General features: G+C 72.7%; 20 protein-coding genes. 13 read left to right on the plus strand and 7 right to left on the minus strand.

Annotated features, from left to right (window positions below; translation table 11 throughout):
- Positions 1-17 precede the first annotated feature (17 nt).
- Together ABZ272_RS12400 and ABZ272_RS12405 are read left to right on the plus strand one after the other, a co-directional pair.
- The gene (locus ABZ272_RS12400; RefSeq protein ID WP_355050010.1) at positions 18-533 is read left to right on the plus strand and encodes an NUDIX domain-containing protein; all 516 of its coding nucleotides are present in this window, start codon (positions 18-20) and stop codon (positions 531-533) included.
- 49 nt (positions 534-582) lie between these two features.
- Entirely contained in the window at positions 583-1,896 is a 1,314-nt protein-coding gene (locus ABZ272_RS12405) for a hypothetical protein (protein ID WP_355050011.1), read from the plus strand.
- Positions 1,897-1,918: 22 nt separating this feature from the next.
- On the opposite strand, the gene ABZ272_RS12410 is transcribed toward ABZ272_RS12405, so the two are convergent.
- From ABZ272_RS12410 to ABZ272_RS12430, 5 genes are read right to left on the minus strand one after another with little or no spacing between them, the layout of a single operon-like run.
- Entirely contained in the window at positions 1,919-2,422 is a 504-nt protein-coding gene (locus ABZ272_RS12410; protein ID WP_355050012.1) for a DUF2267 domain-containing protein, read from the minus strand.
- A 60-nt stretch (positions 2,423-2,482) separates the two neighbouring features.
- The gene (locus tag ABZ272_RS12415) at positions 2,483-2,881 is read right to left on the minus strand and encodes an NUDIX domain-containing protein (RefSeq protein ID WP_355050013.1); all 399 of its coding nucleotides are present in this window, start codon (positions 2,879-2,881) and stop codon (positions 2,483-2,485) included.
- A 57-nt stretch (positions 2,882-2,938) separates the two neighbouring features.
- Complete coding sequence (locus ABZ272_RS12420) at positions 2,939-4,279, minus strand: hypothetical protein (RefSeq protein WP_355050014.1); 1,341 nt, start codon at positions 4,277-4,279, stop codon at positions 2,939-2,941.
- Positions 4,276-5,097 (minus strand): sugar phosphate isomerase/epimerase family protein, encoded by an 822-nt coding sequence (locus ABZ272_RS12425; RefSeq protein ID WP_355050015.1) that lies wholly within the window; start codon positions 5,095-5,097, stop codon positions 4,276-4,278. The genes ABZ272_RS12420 and ABZ272_RS12425 overlap by 4 nt, the downstream gene beginning before the upstream one ends.
- Positions 5,098-6,135, minus strand: coding sequence for a zinc-binding alcohol dehydrogenase (locus ABZ272_RS12430; RefSeq protein WP_355050016.1), 1,038 nt, complete (start codon positions 6,133-6,135; stop codon positions 5,098-5,100).
- Between the two features lie 116 nt (positions 6,136-6,251).
- On the opposite strand from ABZ272_RS12430, the gene ABZ272_RS12435 reads away from it, so the two are divergent.
- The 4 genes from ABZ272_RS12435 (at position 6,252) to ABZ272_RS12450 (ending at position 10,126) form a co-directional block, all read left to right on the plus strand.
- Positions 6,252-7,646 (plus strand): extracellular solute-binding protein, encoded by a 1,395-nt coding sequence (locus tag ABZ272_RS12435; protein WP_355050017.1) that lies wholly within the window; start codon positions 6,252-6,254, stop codon positions 7,644-7,646.
- Positions 7,643-8,593, plus strand: coding sequence for a sugar ABC transporter permease (locus ABZ272_RS12440; RefSeq protein WP_355050018.1), 951 nt, complete (start codon positions 7,643-7,645; stop codon positions 8,591-8,593). The genes ABZ272_RS12435 and ABZ272_RS12440 overlap by 4 nt, the downstream gene beginning before the upstream one ends.
- Entirely contained in the window at positions 8,593-9,459 is an 867-nt protein-coding gene (locus ABZ272_RS12445; RefSeq protein WP_355050019.1) for a carbohydrate ABC transporter permease, read from the plus strand. The genes ABZ272_RS12440 and ABZ272_RS12445 overlap by 1 nt, the downstream gene beginning before the upstream one ends.
- 61 nt (positions 9,460-9,520) lie before the next feature.
- Entirely contained in the window at positions 9,521-10,126 is a 606-nt protein-coding gene (locus ABZ272_RS12450) for a class I SAM-dependent methyltransferase (RefSeq protein ID WP_355050020.1), read from the plus strand.
- A gap of 45 nt (positions 10,127-10,171) precedes the next feature.
- Here the strand turns inward: ABZ272_RS12450 and eccB are convergent, their stop codons facing one another.
- Positions 10,172-11,542 (minus strand): type VII secretion protein EccB, encoded by a 1,371-nt coding sequence (gene eccB / locus ABZ272_RS12455; RefSeq protein WP_355050021.1) that lies wholly within the window; start codon positions 11,540-11,542, stop codon positions 10,172-10,174.
- A 126-nt stretch (positions 11,543-11,668) separates the two neighbouring features.
- Here eccB and ABZ272_RS12460 point away from each other — a divergent pair, with 126 nt between their 5' ends.
- Positions 11,669-12,382, plus strand: coding sequence for a spermidine synthase (locus tag ABZ272_RS12460; protein WP_355050022.1), 714 nt, complete (start codon positions 11,669-11,671; stop codon positions 12,380-12,382).
- Between the two features lie 233 nt (positions 12,383-12,615).
- Positions 12,616-12,792: a hypothetical protein gene (locus tag ABZ272_RS12465; RefSeq protein ID WP_355050023.1), complete on the plus strand. Its 177-nt coding sequence runs from the start codon at positions 12,616-12,618 to the stop codon at positions 12,790-12,792.
- A gap of 3 nt (positions 12,793-12,795) precedes the next feature.
- Here ABZ272_RS12465 and ABZ272_RS12470 read toward each other — a convergent pair whose 3' ends face one another.
- On the minus strand, positions 12,796-14,598 hold the full coding sequence (locus tag ABZ272_RS12470; RefSeq protein WP_355050024.1) for an acyl-CoA dehydrogenase: 1,803 nt from the start codon (positions 14,596-14,598) through the stop codon (positions 12,796-12,798).
- 144 nt (positions 14,599-14,742) lie between these two features.
- Between ABZ272_RS12470 and ABZ272_RS12475 the strand changes: the two genes are divergently transcribed.
- The 5 genes from ABZ272_RS12475 to ABZ272_RS12495 all read left to right on the plus strand — a co-directional run bounded on the left by ABZ272_RS12475 (position 14,743) and on the right by ABZ272_RS12495 (position 18,097).
- Entirely contained in the window at positions 14,743-15,153 is a 411-nt protein-coding gene (locus ABZ272_RS12475; protein WP_355050025.1) for an MmcQ/YjbR family DNA-binding protein, read from the plus strand.
- A 111-nt stretch (positions 15,154-15,264) separates the two neighbouring features.
- On the plus strand, positions 15,265-16,302 hold the full coding sequence (locus ABZ272_RS12480; RefSeq protein WP_355050026.1) for an L-dopachrome tautomerase-related protein: 1,038 nt from the start codon (positions 15,265-15,267) through the stop codon (positions 16,300-16,302).
- Positions 16,303-16,352: 50 nt separating this feature from the next.
- Entirely contained in the window at positions 16,353-16,958 is a 606-nt protein-coding gene (locus tag ABZ272_RS12485) for a DUF4291 domain-containing protein (protein ID WP_355050027.1), read from the plus strand.
- 23 nt (positions 16,959-16,981) lie between these two features.
- Positions 16,982-17,362: a VOC family protein gene (locus tag ABZ272_RS12490; RefSeq protein WP_355050028.1), complete on the plus strand. Its 381-nt coding sequence runs from the start codon at positions 16,982-16,984 to the stop codon at positions 17,360-17,362.
- A gap of 39 nt (positions 17,363-17,401) precedes the next feature.
- Positions 17,402-18,097, plus strand: a complete 696-nt coding sequence (locus ABZ272_RS12495) for an alpha/beta hydrolase (protein ID WP_355050029.1) — start codon at positions 17,402-17,404, stop codon at positions 18,095-18,097.
- The last annotated feature ends 177 nt before the right edge of the window (positions 18,098-18,274 follow it).

Raw genomic sequence — 18,274 nt, forward strand, 5'->3', positions numbered from 1 at the left:
TGCGGCAGACTGAGCCGATGGACCAACTGCCCGACGACCTGCCGATCCTCGAGCGACGCGCGGTGCGCGTGGTCGTCATCGACGACTCCGACCGGGTGCTGCTGTTCCACACCCGCGACCCGGACCATCCTCGGCTCGGCACCTGGTGGGAGCTGCCCGGCGGCGGCATGGACCCGGGCGAGACGTACCGCGAGACCGCGGTGCGGGAGCTACGCGAGGAGACCGGCATCATCGTCACCGCCGGCCAGCTGGGCGCGCCGACCTGGCGACGGCGGGCCAGCTTCCTGCACCGCCAGTTGCGCCACGTCCAGGACGAGGTGATCGTCGCCGTACGACTGGCCGTTCCCGGACCGGACGTGGACGAGACGGACCGGCTCGACTACGAGCGGGAGGACTACTTCGGCTTCCGCTGGTGGCCACTGGCCGACGTGGTGACCAGCGCCGAACGCTTCTATCCCGGTCAGCTCCCCCGGCTGATCACGCCCTTCCTCGCCGGTGAGCGGATCGACGAGCCGTTCGAGCTGTGGTCGTGACCGGGTCGGTGCGGATGCCGGACCGGGTCGCGCCGGGCAGAGTGGGGGCATGACGACCGACCTGCACGGCCCGCTGTCCGCGTACGCCGAACGGCTGCACGCCACCATCGGCGATCGGCACCACGTCGCCTCCCCGCTCGGCGCCTGGCTGCTGCTCGCCGTCAGCGCCGCGACGACCGAAGCCGCCCAGGCGACCGGCCCGCACACGGCCGACGCGGACGCGGCGAGCGGGCCGGAAGCGGTGACCGCGTCAGACGCGGCGGCCCGGTACGCGACGGGCGAGGGGCTGGCGGCGGCCCTGGGCACCGACCTGGCCAGCGCGGCCGACGTGGCCCGCACGCTGCTGGACGCGCCGCACCCGCTGGTCGCGTCCGCCACGGCGTTGTGGCTCCGAGCGGTTCGAGGAGTCGACGAGTCGGCCGGATGGCGGGCCACGCTCCCGGCGACGACCGAGGTCGGGGCGCTCCCCGAACAGGCCGGGTTGGACGCCTGGGCGCGCGAGCACACCGACGGCCTGATCGAGACGTTCCCCCTGAAGGTCCGCCCGGACGTGGTGTTCGCCCTGGCCAGCGCGCTGGCCACCCGGATCTCGTGGGCCGAGCCGTTCGACGTCACCGACGCCCGCGCACTCGGTCCCGGTAGCGCCTGGGCCGGCGACCTCCGTCAGGCGTTGCGCAGCCCGAGCCACGGGCACCGGGGCGCCATCGTCGCGACCGAACGGGCGGGTGACGTGATCGTGCACGCCGCCCGCGCCCAGGCGAGCGAGGGCGCGGGGCTGGTGGTCCTCTCGGTGGCCGCCGCGCCGGACGTGCCGGCGGGCGATGTGCTCGCCGCCGCGTACCGTCTCAGCGCCGGCGCGGCCGACGGCGCGCAACCGGCGGGCCGGCGGTCACTGTTCGACCTGCCCCTCGGCGAGACCCCGCTGTGGACGCTGCGCGAGGAGCGGGTACGGACCCGTGCGCGCGATGGCCGCGAGGAGCGGCATCAGGCGGTACTCCCCTGCTGGTCGGCGCGGAGCGAGCACGATCTCACGGCCGAGACGCTGGGCTTCGAGGCCGCGGTCGTCACACTGGCTCGGGCACTCGGCCAACCGGTCCAGGGTTTCGAGGCCGGTCAGGTGGCGATGGCCCGGTACGGCCGGTACGGGTTCGAGGCGGCGGCGGTGACCGGGATGTTCGGCACGGTCAGCCTGCCACCGGAGGGGGTCGCCCGCACTGCCGAGCTGCGCTTCGGCCACCCGTACGCCGTGGTGGCCGTCGCCACCGACAGCAGGGCGGACGGGAGCGCCGGGCCCTGGCACGGGGTGCCGGTCTTCTCGGCCTGGGTCGCCGAGCCCGAGGAGCTGCCCGACGCCGAGAGGTGACGCCGTCGATCCGCACCGGATATCACCAATCGCTCGTCGGCCAGACGGGATCGGGCTCGCTCCCGTCGCGGGGCAGTCGGGCCACCATCTCGTGGAACTCCCGTACGGTCACCGCCTCGCGCAGGGTCGCGAAGACGGCGCCCGTGCCCAACCGTGCCGTGGCCGCGTCGACTCCGGCACGCTGGCTCACCCGGCGCAGGAAGTCCACCGGACCGGCGTCCATGGGTGGCGGCGTGAGCGGCCCACCGACGTCGAGGCCCACACCGGTGTCAAACTCGTCGCCGCCGGTCGTGACGGCCGGGGTCGGGTCGGTCGGGTGGGCATCCGGCGCGAAGTCGTACAGGTAGCCGTCGACCTGGTCGGGGAGGTGCCCGGCGGGGTCGGGCGCGGCACCGGTGACGCGTTCCGCCATCGTGGTGAGCACCGCGCGGGCGAGAGCGGCAGCCTGCCCGGTCGGCAGGCCGGAGCGCCGGGACACCGCGTCGATGAAGTGTCCAAACCCGTCGCCGCCCGCGCTGTCGGTCACGCCCGGGCGGTTACCCGCGCCCGACGGGGGCAAACAGCGCCGGAAGCGGGCCAGCGACCGTCAGCGCAGCAGGTCGGCGGCCAACAGGTGGTCGAAGATGAGCTGGTCGACCGGGGAGGTGCGGTGCCGGTCGGCGTACCCGAGCCAGGCCATCTCGGCGATCTCGCTGGCCGGCTGCAACCGTCCCCGATATCCGGCCTGGTAGCAGATCATGCGCACCGCGACGCCGGCCGCGTGCCCGTGCGCCTGCGCGGTGAACGTGCCCAGGTGCGTCGCCCCGCGCACCTCCACCTCGACGCTCAACTCCTCGCCGATCTCCCGGCGCAGGGTCTCCAGGTCGCTCTCCCCGGGCTCGCGCTTGCCGCCGGGCAGGTACCACACGTCCTTGCCCTGCGACCGAGTGCTCAGCACTTGGCCGTCCTCGATGAGGATCCACGCCACCTTGTCGATCTCGCGCACGCCGCCTCCCGTCCCGCTGGGAGCGCGCACGCTACCACCTGACGCCGGTGAGAACATTCACGCGGCGAGCAGGTCGAGCAGGAGCGCGGCGGTCCAACCGAACGACGGTGAGCCCAGCCCGGCCCCCGTATCGGGGTGGAAGTACTCGTGGCAGCCCGCGCCGGCCACCAGATCGATCATCGAACGGCGTAGGCCGGCGGCCAGCTCCGGGTGGCCGTGGGTGGTCAGCCCGCGCCGCACCAGCCAGCCGATGTTCAGCCAGCTCGGCCCCCGCCAGTAGCGCAGCGGCTCGAAGTCGGCCGCGGTGCGGTCGTGGCTGGGCAGCGGCCGATCCATCCGCTCGGCCACCCCGAAGCGCGCCGACGTCGCCTCGGCCACGAGCGCGTCGACCTGCCGGGCAGGCAGGTTGGGCAGCAGCAGCGGCGCGAGCCCGAGCACGGTACGCGCGCCGACGAGCCGGCCGGTGCGCAGGTCGCGGGGTTGGAACGTGCCGGTGACCGGGTCGTACAGCCGTCGTACCAACGCCTCGGTGACACGGTCCGCGCGGACCCGGTGTGGGCCCGGGTCGACGCCGATCAGCGTGGCGATGTCGGCAAGCGCGTGCTCGGCGGAGCCGAACGCGGCGTTGAAAAGCGGGCACTCCACCAGGAACGGATGGTCGTCGGCCAGTTGGCGGTCGGCGTAGCCGTGGTCGCGGTAGGCCGCGACGATCGCCAGGTAGCGCGCGTAGTCCAGGTCCGTGGGGCGGTGCGCGGCGTCGGCGTGCGCGGTGTCGTGCCGGCGGTACGCGCGCATGACGGCCGCCTCGGCGTCGACCGCGGCCATCGGCTCGTCCCAGGCGGGGCTGTTGTCCAGACCGGACTCCCACGGGTGCACGACGCACACCAGCCCGCCGCCGGCCACATCCCGACGCTCGGCCAGATAGCGCTGCTGGGCGACCAGCGCCGGGTAGAGCCGGCGCAGGGCGGCCAGGCCACTCTGGTCGGGCGCCCGCCGGTAGGCCAGCAGCGCGGCGAGCGCGTGCACCGGCGGCTGGACGAGGCCGGAGGTGTCGACCCCCGGGGCGCCCGGCACGTCGGCCGAGCGCCACAGCTGCGGGCCGGGGAAGTACGCGCCGACCCGCAGCGCCGGGTTGAACACGATGTGTGGCACCCGTCCGTCGGCCCACTGCGCCCGGAACAGACTCGCCAGCTCTCGCCAGGCCCGCCCGGGCCGGACGTGGGCCAGCCCGATCGCGATGAACGCCGAGTCCCAGCTCCACTGGTGCGGGTAGAGCGTGCGCGACGGCACCGTGTGGTCGTGTTCCCAGTTCGCGTCGAGGGTGGCGACGGCCAGCCGGCTCAGCCCGGCCGGCTCGGCCGTACCACCGATGCGGGCGGGTACGGCGTCGGCGGTCATGCGGCGGCCCGGCGGGGCAGCGCGTGCCGCAGCACCGTGACGGCCTCGCCGAGGGCGCGGACGGGGTCGCCGCGTAGCCGGCATTCGAGGGACAGCCAGCCTGAGTAGTCCAGCTCCAGCAGGGTCCGCACAAGGCCCGGCCAGTCCAGGTGCCCGGCGCCGGGCTGGTACCGGTTGGAGTCGCTGACCTGCACGTGTCCGAGGTACGGCGCGGCGGCGCGCAGCGCCCGGTGTGGGTCGTCCTCCTCGATGTTCATGTGGAAGGTGTCGGCGACCACCCGGACCGAGGGCAGCCCGAGGGCGGCGCACAGGGCGACCGCCTCGTCGAGCCGGTTGACCATGTGGTCCTCGTACCGGTTGAGGGGTTCGAGGAACAGGGTGACCCCCTCGGCCCGGGCGTGTTCGCCCAGCTCGCCGAGGGCGTCCAGGAGCACCTGCCGGTCGCCGGCCGGCGGGCGTGGCGGTTCGAAGGGCGGCAGCCGCCGGGAGAACATCCCCCACGCGGCGGGGGTCATCACCCCGATGCCGCCCAGCTCGGCGATGACCGAGAGTTGGGAGCGCAGGTTGCGGACCGCGTCGGCGGACCGGGCGGGGTCGAAGTCGCCGATGAAGTGGGTCATCTCGACGCAGACGGTGGGCATCACCACGCCGGCGGCGCGGGCCCGGCGCAGCTCGGGCAGGCGGCGGGCGAACGCGAGGTCACCGCGACCGCGCAGCTCGATGCCCTGGTAGCCGAGCGCGGTGGCGAGGGCGTACTTCTGGATCAGGTTGGTGCCCGGCAGGAGTTGTTCCTGGCAGGCGAGCGCGATGGTGGTCATCTAGAACCTCAACACCACTTGGAGGACGTCACCGGCGCCGCGGTCGAGCAGCGCGAGGGCGTCGGCGACCGCGCTGGCGTCGACGATGTGGCTGACCAGCGGCAGCGGGTCGACGCTGCGGTCGGCCACCAGCTCCATGAAGGTCTGTGCCACCCGGTCACCGGTCCACCGGCCGGCCATGCTCGGCGCGGGGGTGGGTCCGGAGACCTGGGCGGCCACCAGCTGGATGCGGTTGTGGTGGAACTCCTCGCCGAGGCCGAGCCCGTCGGCCTGGCCCTGGTAGAAGCCGGCGGCCACGACCCGGCCGGCGTGCGCGGTGGAGCGGATCGCCTCGTGCAGCGCCGGGTACGCCCCGGACAGCTCCAGGCAGACGTCCGCGCCCCGGCCGCCGGTGGCCTCGCGCAGCACGGCGGCGGCGGACCGGACCTCGGCGTCCACGGTGGTCCGTGCGCCGTACTGGGTGGCGTGGGCCAGCCGGCCGGGCACCCGGTCGACGGCCACCACCCGGGCGCCGGACAGCGCCGCGAGGCGGGTGGCGAGCAGCCCGATGACGCCCTGCCCGAAGACGCCGACCCAGTCGCCCAGGTGCAGGTCGCCGGCGAGCACGGCGGTCAACGCGATGGCCCCGGGCCGGGCGAAGACCGCAGCGAGCGGGTCCAGCCCGACGGGCAGGGGACGGACCGCGTCGGCGGGGAGCACGGCCTCGGCGCGGTGCCCCCAGATGCCCCACACGAGCTGGCCCGGATACCGGTCGGCGACCTCGGCGGCCACCTCGACGACCTCGCCGACCTCCTCGTAGCCGAAGCCGACCAACGGGTACGGCACGGGGGCCTGACGGGGGACGAACATGCGGGCGGTGTCGTCCCAGTCCTTGCGGAGCCGGGGATTGCTGCCCCGGTAGAGGGTCAGCTCGGTGCCGGCGGAGATGCCCGAGTAGCAGGTGCGGACCCGGACCTGGCCGGGACCGAGCGGATCTGGCGGGCAGGGCTCGAGACTGATCTGTCGAGGCCCGGCGAGGGAGACCACCCAGTTGCCCATGTGTCACATCCCGGTAGCACTGGGCTCCAGGATAACCAAAAAATAGCCATATGTCTTGCTATTGATCAATCGAAGGTGTTGGATCCCTCTTGTACCCTTCGAGAGGAGTGCCACCGATGTCAGCACCTCCGAGGCGGATACTCGCCACCACCCTGATCCTGGCACTGACCACGTCCACCTTGCTGGCCTGCGGAGACGACGGGTCCGACAGCAACAGCAAGAAGATCACCGTGTGGAGCCTGGAGGACGTCGCCGACCGCGTCACCGCCACCAAGGCGATCATCGCCGACTTCACCACCAAGACCGGGATCCAGGTCGACCTCGTCACCGTCAACGAGGACCAGTTCCCCTCGCTGATCGCCGCAAACGCCGCCGCCGGTGAGCTGCCCGACGTGGTCGGTTCGGTCTCCCTGGCCGGCATCCGTACGCTCGCGGGCAACGAGCTGCTGCACGCCTCGGCGAACGCGGAGGTCGTCGACGCGCTGGGCCGGCAGACGTTCTCCCCCCGGGCGTTGGAACTCACCTCCGACGACGGCAAGCAGCTCTCCGTGCCCAGCGACGGGTGGGGGCAACTGCTGGTCTACCGCAAGGACCTGTTCGACGCCGCCGGCCTGCCCGCCCCCGACACGTACGAGCGGATCGCCACCGCCGCGACGAAGCTCAACACCGGCGGGGTCGCCGGCATCACCGCCGCCACCTCGGCGAGCGACGTGTTCACCCAACAGACCTTCGAGCACCTGGCCCTGGCCAACGGATGCCAGCTCACCGACGACTCCGGCGCCGTCACCCTCGACTCCCCGCAGTGCGTCGAGGCGTTCCGCTTCTACGGCGACCTCATCCGCACCAGCTCCGTCAAGGGCGCGCAGGACGTCGACACCACCCGGGCCACCTACTTCGCCGGCAAGGCGGCCATGGTGATCTGGTCGCCGTTCATCCTCGACGAGCTGGCCGGGCTGCGGAACGACGCCAAGCCGACGTGCCCGCAGTGCCAGGGCGACCCGGCGTTCCTCGCCAAGAACAGCGGGTTCGTCACCGCGATCATGGGTCCGAACGGCACCGAACCCGCGCAGTACGGCGAGATCAGCTCGTGGGCGGTGCTGGACGGCGCGGTGACCGACCCGGCCAAGTCCTTCGTGGAGTACCTGCTCGGCGACGGATACCCTCGCTGGTTCGGCATGTCCCCCGAGGGCCGCTTCCCGGTGCGCAAGGGAACCCCGGCCGAGCCGGAGGCGTTCCTGACCGCCTGGACCACCAGCCCGGCCGGCGTGGACACCAAGAAGCCCCTCACCGACGTGTACGGCGACGACGTGCTCGCCACCCTGCGGCGCAGCCCGGACACGTTCGGGCGCTGGGGGCTCAGCCAGGGCCAGGGAAAGCTGGTCGGCGCGATGCTCGGTGAACTTCCGGTGCCCAAGGTGCTGGGTGACCTCACCGCCGGCAAGACCGACGCGGCGGCCGCCGCCGGTCGGGCCCGGAAGGATGTCGAGGCGATCAAGGCAGGCGTCAATTGACCACCACCGCGCCCGGCCGCTCCCCCACCGACGAGCGGCCGGAGCGGGCGCGTCGTCGACCGCTGACGCTGCGCCGCCGAGAGTCCCGCGCCGGGCTGGCGTTGGTCGCGCCGACCCTGCTCGTCACCATCGTCGTCATCGGCATCCCGATCGTCTGGACCGTGGTGCTCGCCTTCCAGCGGGTCCGGCTCGCCACCCTGCGCAAGACCGGCCTGTTCGGCGAGCTGACCCTGGACAACATCGACCGGGTGCTGCACACCCCCGGCTTCGCCGACACGCTCTGGGTCACGCTGCTCTACAGCGTCGGCGGCACCGTCGGGTCGATCGTGCTCGGCCTGATCGCCGCGCTCGTCGTCCGCCGGCCGTTCCGCGGTCGCACCCTCGTACGGGCCTCCATGCTGCTGCCGTACGTGGCGCCGGTGGTCGCGGTGACCTTCGTCTGGCAGGTGATGCTCGACCCGCAGCTCGGCATCGTGAACCACTGGGGGCAGCGCCTGTTGGGCTGGGACGCGCCGGTGCCGTTCCTCACCCAGGAATCGACCGCGCTGGCCACGGTCATCACCTTCGAGGCGTGGCGGTACTTCCCGTTCGCGTTCCTGTTCCTGCTGGCCCGTCTCCAGGCGGTGCCCGGCGACCTGGAGGAGGCCGCCCGCGTCGACGGGGCCACCCCCACCCAGCGGTTCCGGCACATCCTGCTGCCGCAGCTGCTGCCGGTGATCGCCCTGCTGGGCGTGCTGCGCTTCATCATGACGTTCAACAAGTTCGACGACGTCTACCTGCTCACCGGCGGGGCCGCCGGCACGGAGGTGGTCAGCGTCCGGGTCTACGAGTTCCTCACCGCCCGTACCGACGTCGGGGCCGCTGCCGCGCAGGCGGTCGTGCTGGCCGTGGTGCTCATCGTGTTCGTGCTGATCTACCTGCGCTTCTTCGGACGGAGGGTCGGCTGATGGACCGGGACATGGTCGAGACGGTGAGCCTGCGCTGGCTGCGCCGCCTGGTGATCGCCGCGTTCCTGGTGGTCACCGTCTTCCCCTTCTACTACATGCTCGTGCTCTCGGTACGCCCCATCGAGCGGCTGCTGCTCGACCCGGGCGCGCTGGTCGTCGGCTTCGGCGAGCTGACCGTGGCCACGTACGCCGAGGTCCTCAAGGCCACCGACGACGGCGGCCAGGGATTCCTCACCTTCATCCGCAACAGCGCCCTGGTGGCGGTCGCGGCGACCGTCCTCACGCTGTTCGTCGCGATCCCCGGCGCGTACGCGGTGGCCCGGCTGCGGTTCTTCGGTCGGCGGCAGGTCGACTTCCTGTTCCTGGCGGTCTACCTGTTCCCCTCGATCGTCATCGCGATCCCGCTGTTCGTGGTGTTCAGCCTCGCCGGGCTGCGCGGTTCGCTGTTCGGGTTGGTGCTGGTCTACGTCTCGCAGACCCTGCCGGTGTCGGTCTACATGCTGAAGAACTACTTCGAGACCATCCCGGTCAGCCTGGAGGAGTCCGCGGCCATCGACGGCGCCGGTCGGCTCGGCATCATCCGCCGGGTCAGCCTGCCCCTCGCGATGCCGTCGATCATGGCGGTCGCGCTCTACGACTTCATGATCGCCTGGAACGAGTTTCTGTTCGCCCTGCTGTTCCTGGTCGACAAACCCGACCGCTGGACGGTTTCGCTCGGCCTGTCGCTGCTCTCCGACGGCGTGGAGGTGCCCAAGACGGTGCTGATGGCCGGGTCGGTCGTCCTCACCCTGCCCATCGTGATCCTCTTCTTCGCCAGTGAACGGCTGCTGACCGAGGGCCTGACCAGCGGCGCGGAGAAGGGCTGAGCCGCCACCGATCGGCGCACCCGCCAGCCCGGCCCCGGCCGACCCGGTTACCGTGGGCCGTATGGCCAATCCGACCCGCTGGGCGACCGACACCGGTCCGGAGCACTCGCAGTGGTACGTCGACCGGTTCCGCAAACTCGCCGCCGAGGGCGCCGACCTGGCCGGCGAGGCCCGACTGGTGGACACGCTGGTCGAGCCCGGCTCCCGGATCCTGGACGCCGGCAGTGGCACCGGTCGGGTCGGCGCGGCCCTGGCGCAGCGCGGGCACACCGTCGTCGGGGTGGACGCCGACCCCGTCCTGGTGGAGGCCGCCCGCGCCGATCATCCCGGTCCGCGCTGGCTCGTCGCCGACCTGGCCGACCTGGACCTGCCGGCCATGGGAGAGGGCGAGCCGTTCGACGCCGCCGTACTCGCCGGCAACGTGCTCGCGTTCGTCGCCGTCGGCACCGAGCCGGAGGTGCTGCGCCGCCTCGCCGGGCACCTGCGCCCGGACGGCGTCCTGGCGGTGGGCTTCGGCACCGAACGCGGTTACCCGCTGACCGCGTTCGACGCCGACGCGGTCGCCGCCGGGCTGCGCCTCGAACACCGCTTCGCCACCTGGGATCTGCGCCCGTGGCGGGACGACGCGCCCTTCGCGGTCAGTGTCCTGCGCCGGCCGGCAACCTGACGCCCGGGCGGCGTCGGGACGGCGCGGCGAACGGCCCGAGCGGCGTCAGGACGGAGCGGCGACGGCCCGGGCCGCGGCCGGGTCGAGGGTCGCCCCCGCCGGCACGAGACTGACCAGGCCGGCGGGCAGCCGCACCGGTCGCACGTCGCGATAGCCGAGCATCGCCAGCACCTCCCGGTCGGCCAGCACGTACCGCCGGCCCAGGTCGGTGACCACGGACACCGCCCCTCCGGACGCGCCGGGCGCCGCGGCGGCCTCGACCACCGCGCCGCCACCGGGCTGCACCACCACGTGGTCGGCCAGCGCCGCGCCGCCGGACGGCGCGGTCCGCGGAACGGCCGCCAGGTCCGGCAGGTGTACGCCCCACCGCACCTCGCCCGCGTCGTCGTCGCCGACACGGGCGCAGATCGCCGCCTCGTCGGTGGCGGCGAGCCGGGGCGGGGCGGGCGGCGGAGCGGTCGGGCCGCTCGGGGCGAGATCGGGCATCGTGGGCAGCGCGGCGAACCGACCCAACGTCATCGGCTCCGACTCCCCCTGCCCGGTCCGGGCCAACAGCAGCCCGGCCTGCAACTCGGTGATCCCGGCCAACCCGTCGTCGAGCGCCACCGCGTACTGCCGGCCGCCGCCGGAGTTGCGGACCAGGTAGACCTGCCCGATGGTGGCGCCCGGCACCCGGGCGGAGGGCCGTCCCTCGCCGGGCAGTTGCGGCGGGGCCAGGTCGACCCCGGCGGGGAGGGCGTTGAGCAGTGCCGGCGCGACGGGCACCGCCCGCGTCCGGGTGGTCGCGAGCGCGGCCAGCACCCGGTTGGGATCGCGGATCAGGTAACGACGCTGGTGCCACACGAGGTGCAGGTCGCCATCCGGATGGCGGAGCAGCAGCGCCTCGTCGCCGAGGGGCCGGCCGCCGTCGGGGTCGACGCCGATGAGCAGCGCCGAACGGGAGTCCGCGTCGGCCGTCGTCGAGCAGACCGTCCAGGGCGACTTCGCGAGGCGACCCGGTGCGGGCAACGAGTCCGGCGCGTCGGCGATGCCCAGTGGCAGGCCGCGCGGCACTCCGTCGATCGACCGCCGGGAGACCAGTACCGTCTTCGACCGGTCCGCCCCGACGATCAGCAACGCCGAGGCGTAGTTGAGCACCGGGTGCAGCTTCTCCTCGCGGTACACGAAACGGGCGCCGGACTCCTTCTCGACGATCACCGCGCCCGGGTCCCGCCAGCCCTTGCCACCACCGGCGAACAGGCCGTACAGCGCCGCACCCCCGAGCCCGATCACCGCGACGAGGACGCTGGCCAGGCCCGCGCCCGCCAGCCGTCGGAACGGCGACTGGGCCGGGTCGGTCTCCCGCATCACCAGCGCGGCGACCGCCCGCTGGACGCTGAACTGGTAGGAGTGCAGCTGATCCTGCCGCGACGGCATGGGGTCCCTTCCGCTGGTTCGACCGGGCACAGGATATGCGCTGCGTCGATGTCCCGTGGACCCTGCGTGGCGGGGCGGAACCCGGTCGGTACCATTCGGGGACGAATCCGGCGGCGAGAGGGCACCGTGGGCGCGCGTTTCGAGGAACTGGCCTGGCGGGGGACACCGATCGGCGCGATCAGCCTGCGGCGGCGTCGCGACCCGGCGCTCCAGGTCGAGGTGTACGAGGTCAAGCTCGACGACGAGTACCTGATGTCCAGCCTCTTCCCCGTCGCCGAGATCGAGCTGGCCCGCCTCGGCCTCGCCGAACTGGCCGGTGACACGCTCGACGTGGTGGTCGGCGGCCTCGGACTGGGCTACACGGCGTGCACCGCGCTGGCCGACCCACGGGTACGGGCGCTGCTGGTCGTGGAGGCCATCGAGGACGTCATCGACTGGCACCGGCGAGGGCTGCTGCCCTTCGCGGCCGGGCTGGCCGAGGACCCGCGGACCCGGTTCGTGCGGGCCGACTTCTTCGCCGCCGTGGCGGGCGACGAGGGGTTCGACGCCGAAGCGCCCGGGCGACGCTTCGACGCGGTCCTCCTCGACGTCGACCACTCACCGCGCAACGTCCTGCACCCGAGCCACGCGCCGTTCTACACACCGGACGGGCTCCGTCGGCTCGCCGCGCTGCTCCGTCCGGAGGGTGTCTTCGCGCTCTGGTCCGACGACCCACCGGACGACGGGTTCACCACGGCGCTCGGGAAGGTGTTCACGACCGTACGGGCGCACGTCGTGCCGTTCGCCAACCCGCTGACCGGCGGCCAGTCCGCCAACACCGTCTACGTCGCCCGCACCTGACCCCCACCGCCGCCGCGCCGCCGCGCCGCCGCGCCGCCCTCGCCCTCGCCCTCGCCCCGCCGATCTTGCAGATTCTGTTGGTGATCTGCGGGCTTAAGTCCCTTTCGTCGGGACAGAAAATGCAAGATCGCGGCGGGCTGGGCGTCCGGGGCGTGTTTGGGTTTCGCGGGGGCGGGAAGGTCGGGCCTGGGGTCGCCGCATCTCGCGCCGCGGCCGAGTTACGGGAGGTCGCGATGCGTGCCCTGCTCTGGGTCGTCGGCGTGGTGGCTGGCGTGCTGATTCTGCTCGGGCTGATTCTTGAGGCCGTCCGCTGGCTGATCATCATCGGTCTGATCGCGCTGGTGATCGTGATCATCCTGGGTGTGGTCAAGGGGCGGCAGGCCATGCACCACCAGGGCCGTCGACGCTGACGGTCAGAACCAGTCCGCGCGCATGTCGAGCGCGGTGCGGTCGAGGCTGTCCAGCAGGTCGAACTGGGGTCCCGTGCGGGGCAGTTCGACACTGAAGAAGTAGCCGGCGGCCTGTCGCTTCCCGGCGTGGAAGGAATCGCCGCTGTCGGCGGGCGGCAGCGCCAGCACCTGTTCGAGCCAGATCCAGGCGACCACCACGTGCCCGACCGCCTCGAGGTACGCGCTGGCGTTGGCCAGGGCGAGCACCGGGTCGCCGCCGGCCCAGAGCCGCCGGGTGACGGTGGTGATCCGTCGCACCGCCGTGTCCAGCCGCTCGGCCAGTTCAGCGGCCTCGCCGCCGGCCAGCCGCGCCCGCGCGACGGTGGCCCCCATCGTCTCGGTCAGCAGGAGCAGGCCCGCGCCGCCGCGCATGGTCATCTTGCGCCCCAGCAGGTCCAGCGCCTGGATCCCGTGGGTGCCCTCGTGGATCGGGTTGAGCCGGTTGTCGCGGTAGTGCTGCTCCACGTCGTGGTCGCGCGTGTAGCCGGCGCCGCCGAGGACCTGGATGGCCAGGTCGTTCGCCGCCAGGCACCACTGCGACGGCCAACTCTTGGCGATCGGGGTGAGCACGTCCAACAGCAGGTGCGCCCGTTCGCGGTCGGTGTCGGCCGGCGCGGTCCTCTCCTCGTCGAGCAGCCGGGCGCAGTAGAGCACCAGGGCGAGCGCCCCCTCCACGTAGCTCTTCTGCGCCAGCAACATCCGGCGTACGTCGGGGTGGTCGATGATCGGCACCTGCGGCGTGGCCGGGTCCTTCGCGCCGACCGGTCGGCCCTGCGGCCGTTCCCGGGCGTACGCCAGGCTCTTGAGGTAGCCGGTGTAGCCCAGCGCGGTGGCGCCGGCCCCGACGCCGATCCGGGCCTCGTTCATCATGTGGAACATCTGGGCCAGTCCCTGGTGGGGCGCGCCGACCAGGTGGCCCACCGCGCCGGACTGGCCGCCCGGGGCGTGCCCGCCGTCGCCGAAGCTGAGCAGCGCGTTGGTGGTGCCGCGAAACCCCATCTTGTGGTTGAGTCCGACCAGCGCCACGTCGTTGCGCTCCCCCAGCGAGCCGTTCGGGCCGACCAGCACCTTGGGTACGACGAACAGCGAGATGCCCTTCACCCCGGGCGGACCGCCGGGTATCCGCGCCAACACCAGGTGGACGATGTTCTCGGCCAGCTCGTGATCGCCACCGGAGATCCACATCTTGGTGCCGAACAGGCGGTACGTGCCGTCGGACTGCGGCTCGGCCCGGGTGACGATGTCGGCCAGTGAGCTGCCGGCGTGCGGCTCGGACAGGCACATGGTGCCGAAGAACCGGCCCTCGAGCATCGGCCGGACGTAGGTGTCGACCTGCTCGGCGCTGCCGTGCGCCAGCAGCAGGTTGGCGTTGCCCAGGGTCAGCAGCGGGTACGCGGAGGTGGCCACGTTGGCCGCCTGGAACCAGGCGAAGCAGGCCGCGGCGACGGCATGCGGCAGTTGCAGACCACCGACGGAGTCGTCCATAGCGGCGGTGAGCAGGCCCGTCTCGGCGAAACTGCGCAACGCCGCCGCGATCTCCGGGATCGTCCGCACCCGGTTCCCGTCGACCGTGGGCTCGGCGAGGTCGGCGGCCCGGTTGTGCGGGGCGAACTGGTCGGTTGCCACCCGCTCGGCGAGGTCCAGGGCGTCGTCGAAGGTCTCCCGGGAGTGCTCGGCGTAGCGGGGACGCTCGACGAGGTGCGACACCCGCAGCCAGTCGTGCAGCAGGAAGTCCAGGTCACGGCGGGACAGCAGGGTGGAGGGCACGAAACTCCTCGGCGGGGTTCGGGGGTGTCGGGTCGGGGGCGGCCGGCGTCGACCCCGACCCATCCTGACCGATGCGCCGGGAGCACACCACCGCCGCCCCACGGCGGGCGTCGTTGTCGTACCCGCCGACTAGGGTCCCTGCCCGTGACCGCACCCGGAGACGTCGACCCCGAGGTTCTCGACCGGCTGCGCCCGGTCTGCCGCGGATTGCCGGAGACGTACGAGGAGCCGGCCTGGGTGGGCACGCGTTGGCGGATCCGACGACGCACGTTCGCCCATGTGCTCACCGTCGACCCCGACCGTCAGGCGGTGCACGCGCGCGCCGCCGCGCTCGACCGTCCGGCCTGCCTCTTGGTCTTCCGATCGCCGCTCGACGAGATCGCTGGTCTCCTGAGCATCGGCCATCCCTTCTACAAGCCGGACTGGAGCCCGAACGTGCTGGGCATGGTCCTGGACGCGGACACCGACTGGGACGAGGTGGGCGAGCTACTCACCGAGAGCTACTGCGTGCAGGCGCCCAAGCGGCTCGTCGCACTTGTCGACCGGCCCGGCTGAGGGCACCCGGCGCGAGGCCGGAGTTTCGCCGGGGCCGGCACGGGGATACCGCGCCAACGGCGGACCATCGACGGCTACGGCGACGTCGCCCGTGGCGCGAGGAGCGGACCCATGTCTCTGCGGGGAACCGAGGAGGACCCCCGGTTGACACCGGTGCTCGCCGAGGATCGGGTGTGCACTGGTGTGACCACGCTGCGGGGGCGGATCTTCCTGAGCTACCCGTCGGCGGACAGGCCGGGTGTGCAGGTGGTGGAGGCGCTGCCGGACGGCCGTCGCAACCCGTACCCGGACGCCGCGTGGAACGCGCCGGACCAACCGCCGGACGGGACCTTCGTGCACGTCAACGGGTTGCGCGCCGGCCCGGACGGTCGACTGTGGATCGTCGATTCGGGCGCGCCGCAGCTCGGCGGTGACCAGCTGCCCGGTGGGGCGCGGCTGCTCGTCGTCGACGTCGACGGCGACCGGGTGGACCGGGTCTATCACCTCGACGGCGCGGTACGTCCGCACAGCTACGTCGACGACGTCCGGTTCCACGACCGCACGGCGTACGTCACCGACGCCGGCGCTCCCGGTCTCATCGTCGTGGATCTCGACTCGGGTGGGTGCCGACGGGTGTTGGACGGGCACCCGAGCACGGTGGGCGGGCCGGTGGTCGCCGACGGCCGGGCACTACGGAATCCCGGCGGCGCCGAGGTGCGCCTGCACACCGACCAACTGGAGGTGTCGCCGGACGGTCGGTGGCTGTACTACCAGCCGGCCTCGGGTGGGATGTCCCGGATCGGCACCCGGTGGCTGGACGACCCGACGCTGTCGGCCGAGGAGTTGGCCCGGCGGGTCGAGCCCTGGTCGGACACCCCGAGCACCGGCGGCACGGCCATCGACGCGCGCGGCACCATCTACGTGAGCGACGTCGAGAACCGCCGCATCCTCGCGGTGGGGCCGGACCGCAGCGTCCGTACGCTCGTCGCGGACCCACGCCTGAACTGGGTGGACGCGATGTGGCTCGACACCGAGGGGCAACTCTGGCTGCCGGCGGCACAGCTGCACCTGACGGCCGGGTTCAACGGCGGGCACCCGGCCGTCGCCTACCCCATCCGGATCTACCGGATGCCGGTCGACGCCGGCCCGCCACCGACGGACCACGCCTGACGGCGGTATTCCGGTGGAGCGGGCCGGGCCCGATGGGCGAGGATCGCGGCGTGTCCGTTCCCGCCCGTCAGATCCGCGCTCAACATTCGGCCGACACCATCACCGTGTACCAGGCGTACCCTCCGGAGGTCGCGCTACCGGCGGTGGCCGCCGGGCGCTTCGTGGCCCCTTTCAAGCGGGACCGAATGACCTGGATCAAGCCGTCGTTCCGGTGGATGATGTACCGCTGCGGCTGGGCCACCAAGCCCGGCCAGGAGCGCGTGCTGTCGATCGACATCGCCCGGGAGGGCTTCGAGTGGGCGCTGACGCGCGCCTGCCTGAGCCACTACGACCGGGACGTGCACAGTGACCGGGCGGCCTGGTCGCAGCAGTTGAGGAGCAGCCCGGTACGGGTGCAGTGGGACCCGGAACGGACGGTGCGCATGGCGGCTCTGCCCTACCGGTCGCTGCAGGTCGGGTTGTCCGGTGCGGCGGTCGCCCGGTACGTCGACGACTGGATCGTCGCCGTCACCGACATCACCCCCACCGTCCACCGTGTACACGAGCTGGTCCGGGCCGGCGATGAGCGGGCGGCGACCGACCTTCTACCGGTCGAGACTCCCTACCCGATACCGGCCCAGATCGCCGCTCACCTCGGCGCGACCAGCAGAGGGTAGGAGTCGTCGATATCCTGCCTCGCATGCATCGAAGTCGTGTGTACGCGTTGCTCATCGACGCGCCCGAGGCCGAGGCCGCGCGGGCGGCGGAGTTCTGGTCGGCGGCCCTGGGCGTCGGGACCCGGTCCCACCCGGAGGAGCCGCAGTTCGTGGGTCTGCACGAGGCGCTGCCGGGCCTGGTCACCGCCGTCCAGGCCGTCGACGACGCGCCGCGCTACCACCTCGACATCGAGACCGACGACGTGCCGGCCGAGACCGACCGGCTGGTCGGCCTGGGCGCCACCGAGGTGACGCGGTGGATGGAGTGCCGCATCCTGCGCGCGCCCGGCGGGCACCTGCTCTGCGTCCTGCCGGTCGAGAGTCCACCCGAGGTGTTCGACGCCCAGGCCCGGACCTGGTCGTGACGCGCGAACCTGTCGCAGGGCCGCAGTAGGGTTCCGGCCATGGCTGATCTGGTGTTGGTGGCAGGAGCGTGGTTGGGGTCCTGGGCGTGGGACGAGGTGACGCCGCCTCTGCGGCCGGCCGGCCACCAGACCTTTCCCCTGACCCTCTCCGGTCTCGCCGAGAGGCAGGGGGTGCCGGCCGGCCAGCAGACCCACGTGCGGGACATCGTCGACGAGATCGAACGCCGCGACCTGCGTGACGTGGTGCTCGTCGGGCACAGCTACTCGGGCATCCCGGTGGGGCAGGCCGCCGAGCGGATCGGCGACCGGTTGACCCGCGTGGTCTTCCTCGACTCGGAGGTGCCGGTCGACGGCGGGTCGTTCGCATCCGGCTGGTGGCAGGGTCAGGCGGCGTTCGAGTCGGTGCTCGCCGACAACGGCGGCGACTGGCCGCCGCTCGCCCCGGCCGAGTTCGACGGTCAGGGTCTCACCGACGAGCAGATCGCGCGGCTGCTCAAGGGCGCCACCCCGCATCCGGGGCCCTCGCTGACCGAGCCGGCCGTGCTGACCCGTTCGCTGGGCGAGTTGCCGACGACGTACGTCAAGTGCCTGCTCGACGGGCCCGAGCCCAACGACATCGTGGAGACGCTGCTCGCCAGCGAGCGCTGGCGGCTCCTCACGATGGCCACCGGTCACTGGCCGATGTTCTCCCAGCCCGCCGAGTTGGCCGCGCTGCTCGCGGCGGAGGCGAGCTGACCGGCGGCCGGTGCCGGCACGCCGTCCAGGTCGGCTCGAGGGGCTATCGGTGCGACGAGCGTGATGCCGGTGAGTCATCAAGATGACTCACCGGCATCACGCTTCGGGAGGCAGTTGCCTCCAGTCAGGAGCGACACAAGGCGGGCGACGGCCAGTCAGGAGCGGCACAAGCCCGGC

Origin of the sequence: Micromonospora sp. NPDC005979 (assembly GCF_040614415.1) — a bacterium.
In the GTDB taxonomy this organism is placed as follows: Bacteria; Actinomycetota; Actinomycetes; order Mycobacteriales; family Micromonosporaceae; genus Micromonospora.

What these genes read in the sequence shown, in the direction of transcription:
- ABZ272_RS12400 (WP_355050010.1), top strand. Translation starts at nt 18, where the DNA reads ATGGACCAACTGCCCGACGACCTGCCGATCCTCGAGCGACGCGCGGTG.
- ABZ272_RS12405 (WP_355050011.1), top strand. Translation starts at nt 583, where the DNA reads ATGACGACCGACCTGCACGGCCCGCTGTCCGCGTACGCCGAACGGCTG.
- ABZ272_RS12420 (WP_355050014.1), bottom strand. Translation starts at nt 4,279, where the DNA reads ATGACCGCCGACGCCGTACCCGCCCGCATCGGTGGTACGGCCGAGCCG.
- ABZ272_RS12425 (WP_355050015.1), bottom strand. Translation starts at nt 5,097, where the DNA reads ATGACCACCATCGCGCTCGCCTGCCAGGAACAACTCCTGCCGGGCACC.
- ABZ272_RS12430 (WP_355050016.1), bottom strand. Translation starts at nt 6,135, where the DNA reads ATGGGCAACTGGGTGGTCTCCCTCGCCGGGCCTCGACAGATCAGTCTC.
- ABZ272_RS12435 (WP_355050017.1), top strand. Translation starts at nt 6,252, where the DNA reads ATGTCAGCACCTCCGAGGCGGATACTCGCCACCACCCTGATCCTGGCA.
- ABZ272_RS12445 (WP_355050019.1), top strand. Translation starts at nt 8,593, where the DNA reads ATGGACCGGGACATGGTCGAGACGGTGAGCCTGCGCTGGCTGCGCCGC.
- ABZ272_RS12450 (WP_355050020.1), top strand. Translation starts at nt 9,521, where the DNA reads ATGGCCAATCCGACCCGCTGGGCGACCGACACCGGTCCGGAGCACTCG.
- eccB (WP_355050021.1), bottom strand. Translation starts at nt 11,542, where the DNA reads ATGCCGTCGCGGCAGGATCAGCTGCACTCCTACCAGTTCAGCGTCCAG.
- ABZ272_RS12465 (WP_355050023.1), top strand. Translation starts at nt 12,616, where the DNA reads ATGCGTGCCCTGCTCTGGGTCGTCGGCGTGGTGGCTGGCGTGCTGATT.
- ABZ272_RS12480 (WP_355050026.1), top strand. Translation starts at nt 15,265, where the DNA reads ATGTCTCTGCGGGGAACCGAGGAGGACCCCCGGTTGACACCGGTGCTC.
- ABZ272_RS12490 (WP_355050028.1), top strand. Translation starts at nt 16,982, where the DNA reads ATGCATCGAAGTCGTGTGTACGCGTTGCTCATCGACGCGCCCGAGGCC.
- ABZ272_RS12495 (WP_355050029.1), top strand. Translation starts at nt 17,402, where the DNA reads ATGGCTGATCTGGTGTTGGTGGCAGGAGCGTGGTTGGGGTCCTGGGCG.